This is a genomic window from Streptomyces sp. CB01201, assembly GCF_002803085.1.
GTDB lineage: Bacteria > Actinomycetota > Actinomycetes > Streptomycetales > Streptomycetaceae > Streptomyces > Streptomyces hundungensis.
Map to the genome: position 1 here is coordinate 1 of NZ_NNBJ01000042.1, position 3,384 is coordinate 3,384.

At 67.9% G+C, this 3,384-nt stretch carries 6 protein-coding genes; 1 reads left to right on the forward strand and 5 read right to left on the reverse strand.

What is annotated here, in order from left to right:
- Positions 1–46: 46 nt before the first annotated feature.
- From CG740_RS39400 to CG740_RS39420, 5 genes are all read right to left on the reverse strand, one after another.
- Positions 47–325 carry a zeta toxin family protein gene (locus CG740_RS39400; protein WP_234376780.1) on the reverse strand — a complete coding sequence of 93 codons (279 nt, stop codon included), beginning with the start codon at positions 323–325 and terminating at the stop codon, positions 47–49.
- Positions 322–636, reverse strand: coding sequence for a hypothetical protein (locus CG740_RS39405; protein WP_199846723.1), 315 nt, complete (start codon positions 634–636; stop codon positions 322–324). The genes CG740_RS39400 and CG740_RS39405 overlap by 4 nt, the downstream gene beginning before the upstream one ends.
- Before the next feature lie 34 nt (positions 637–670).
- On the reverse strand, positions 671–1,006 hold the full coding sequence (locus tag CG740_RS39410; protein WP_100580132.1) for a hypothetical protein: 336 nt from the start codon (positions 1,004–1,006) through the stop codon (positions 671–673).
- A 120-nt stretch (positions 1,007–1,126) separates the two neighbouring features.
- Positions 1,127–1,681, reverse strand: a complete 555-nt coding sequence (locus CG740_RS39415; protein WP_100580133.1) for a hypothetical protein — start codon at positions 1,679–1,681, stop codon at positions 1,127–1,129.
- A 149-nt stretch (positions 1,682–1,830) separates the two neighbouring features.
- Positions 1,831–2,115, reverse strand: coding sequence for a hypothetical protein (locus CG740_RS39420; RefSeq protein ID WP_100580134.1), 285 nt, complete (start codon positions 2,113–2,115; stop codon positions 1,831–1,833).
- 333 nt (positions 2,116–2,448) lie between these two features.
- Here CG740_RS39420 and CG740_RS39425 point away from each other — a divergent pair.
- Positions 2,449–3,384, forward strand: a 936-nt coding sequence (locus tag CG740_RS39425) for a DUF6531 domain-containing protein (protein ID WP_234376781.1), incomplete at its 3' end; no start/stop codon positions are given.

Here is a 3,384-nt window from a genome sequence, read left to right on the forward strand (position 1 = left end):
CCATCCCGACAGCGTCCCACCTAAACCGCCACCACACCCACCAAACTTACGAAAAGATCAGTAAGCGCGCGTATTCGGGGTGGTACGGCTTGTACAGATCACTGTCGACGTCGACGAACCCGCCCCGGGCATCGAGCTGTTCGGCGATGAGCTGAGCCACCCGGGTCTTGCCGGCGCCGGGTTGCCCCAGCAGGAACACAGCGGTGGCTGGGTCCTGTGGGGTGGGCCCGGTCAGATGGTCCGGCACGATGTCGGCGACGAATATGCGCCGGTTCTCGGCTGCTGGCAGCTGGTACCGAGTGGCGTCGTCCTGCGGCTGGCTCACGCTCCGGGCTCCATCAGCTCGTGGAGCCGGGCGGAGTAGGCGGCACGGACGCGGGCGATGTGCTCGGTGTCCTCGGCCTTCAGGGCGCGCCGCTCCTGCTGGCATTCGCTGCGCAGCCGCCGGTACTCGGCGATCTCGGCGACCGTGCCGGGACGGCTCTCGGCATCGGCGATGAGGGCACTGTAGGCGCCGACCACGCCGTTGATCGCCTCGATGGCCGCCTCGTAGGCGACGGACTGCTCCGAGGACCAGCGGTACGGACGCAGGCTGCCGATCACGGGTTCGTTCTGTGCTGAATCCGTATTACTCATAGGGCGTTGCTCCTTAAGGGCGTGAGAAGGGTTGTCAGAGCGGTTCGGCGGCAAAGGTGCCGTCGCCGAGCGGAAGGGCGGTCAGTTCGAAGTCGCGCGGGTGGCCGTCGATCTGGTGGGTGATGACGCTGCCGGGCGGGCGGGTGCTCGTGTACTGGACAGGATGGCCGTCCGGACCGGTAGTGCGGAGCAGGGTGTATTCACGCAGCCGGCGCGGGGGCTCCACCGGGGCGGTGCTGGCGGCCAGTTGGGCTGCGCGGGAGGCGTGCAGCCCCGCGAGGGCGGCGCGGGCCAGGGCGATGACGGCGGCTGCGCAGACCGTGCTGAGCAGACCGGGCACAGCGGGGGAGACCAGGGACAGCAGGGACACGAAAGACCTCCGAGAGGGAGCCGGGGCGGCGCCGAAGTGGCGGGCCGGGCCGACTATCAAGGAGTGGAGGGTTAGCCCCGCAACCCCTTCCTACCTGCCGGTTCCCGACCGCGGCTGAGGTCAGCTGTCGCCGTCCGGTTCTGGCTCCGCATCGTGGGGCAGGACGCGTGGGGTGTCATGGTTCGCCCAGTCCGCCAGAGGGGGAGCGCTCGGGGCGTCGCCATCCCAGTTGAGCCGGGCGGGGGCAGCATCCAGACGGGCGAACGCCTGGCGGAAGGCGTTCAGGGCGTCGGCATTGAGTTCATAGGCGGACGCTTGCCTCCATCCGTCTGTGAGACTGCCCCCGTAGACCACGGTGATCGGGGCCTCGGTCCCCTCGGCCCACCAGCCGCGCTTGAAGCCCCGCTTGAGAGCGTTGGTGAGGGCGACGGTGGGGCCGCGCAACCCGCCTTCGAACTCCGACCGCAGCACTGCGGCGTCGAGGTGGCCGCCAGCATCAACAATGCGACGGGCGAAGTCCCGGGCAACCGGGTTGAGGGTGGACAGGAACGTCACAGCCCGTTCAGCGTTCCAGTCGGTTTCGACCGTGACCGCAAGCTCGCTGCGGTGTTCCGTGAACAGATCGAGCAGCTTGCGTTCGAACTCCTTGCTGCTGGCCTCAATGGTGATCCTCAAGAAATGCCCCTCTCTCTATGTCGGTGCTGTTGAGTACTACAGGATTATGTCGAGTGGCCGGCCGGACGTCCAGCGTTTTCTGGTCACAGAAGACATAGGGCTCTACAGGAACCGCAAGCCCGCTTGAGGTCCGCGGGGCGGGCGTCGAGTCAGTGCGGGGACGGATGGGCGGTCGGCGAGATCGTGGTCGAGACCGTCGGCACGGGCTTGTCGATCTCGACCTTCTTTATGCCGTGCGAGATGTAGGAGCCGAAGGTGATCACCGCGACCGCCGCGGTGAGCGCAAGGGCCACTCGCTCGCCCTTGGTCATGCCCATGGGAGGAGCGGTCGGCGTGGTGGGGAGGGTCGGTTGGGACCACTGGTAGACGCCGACGTAGGCGAGGATTCCCATGATCGTCCATACGGCGGTGCTGAAGTCGAACGTGACCTGCACTGGCTGTGGCCCCTCAAGGCGTCGTAAAGCGGTCCGTACCGCGAGCGGCTCAGGCGCGGGTGTGCTTCGGCTCGGCCGAGTCGGCAGAGGACGCCTGGAGGGTTGGGTTCCGGCCGGGGTGTTTGCGTCACGTCTCGACGGGCCCTGGCCTGCGAGGGCTGATCGGGCGCCTGGTTCGGAGCCAAATGGACTGCCTGCCTCTGTCCTGAACTGGCGCACATGGAACGGGAGTTAGGGGGAATGAAGGCCGTTTCTTTCGGATGTCTGTGTGAGCGTGTGTCCCCTCCCGGGGCCAGTGGGGCTGCCGGGACGAATCTTCCGTAGGGGAAAAGCATGCACACACCTTCGTTCGGCATGCCCAGGGGGCGCGCGAGATCCCGTACCCGTTACCCGGTGGTCGCGGCGGTGGCCGTGGCCGCACTGGCCGGCTCCGCTCTGCCCGCCCTCGCCTCACCCGCCGCTCCGCATGCGGCGGGATCGGCGTGGGGCAAGAAGACCGACATCGCGTTACCGCCGCTCGCGGGCGGCACCAACACCGCCCCGGCGTCCAAGCGCGCCGCACCGCCGAGCGCGGACCGCCAGGCCTGGCACACCCGCCAGCAAACACGCGGAGCCGCCAACAGTCCACGCACCAGCACCCGTTCAGGAATGACATCCGCCGGCACTCCGCCACAGGGCCAGGGCGAGGTCCCCTGGCACACGTACTACGGGCTGCGGCTGTCGAAGTCGGTAGCGGTCAAGGTCGACTACTCGACCGGCAACCTCCTGGTCGCCGCCACCGACTTCGACATCGCGGGTGTCGCGGGCAAGCTGACCTGGACCCGCACCTACAACTCCCTGGACGCGCCGTGGGGTTCGGTCTCCCACGCCTGGTGGCTCGGCTACGAGCGCTACCTGGACACCGACCCGACGACGTCGGTCGACCTCTACGACCAGTCCGGTGCCCGCGTCTCCTTTACGAAGAACGCCGACGGTAGCTTCACCGCCCCGGCCGGGTACTCGCTGGACCTGAAGAAGAACAGCGACAGCACATACACCCTCACCGACCGCAAGTCGGGCACGCGGGACACCTACGACCAGTACGGCAACCTGACCCGCATCGCGGACCGCAACGGCAACCACCAGAGCGTGGAACGCGACCGCGACGCCAACAACGCGGTCACCGGCATCAAGGTCACCGACGACGGCTCGGGCCGCTCGATCACCCTGGAGCGCCAGGACGCGACGCACTGGAACGCCCACGACAGCACCGGCCGCACCGTCAAATAC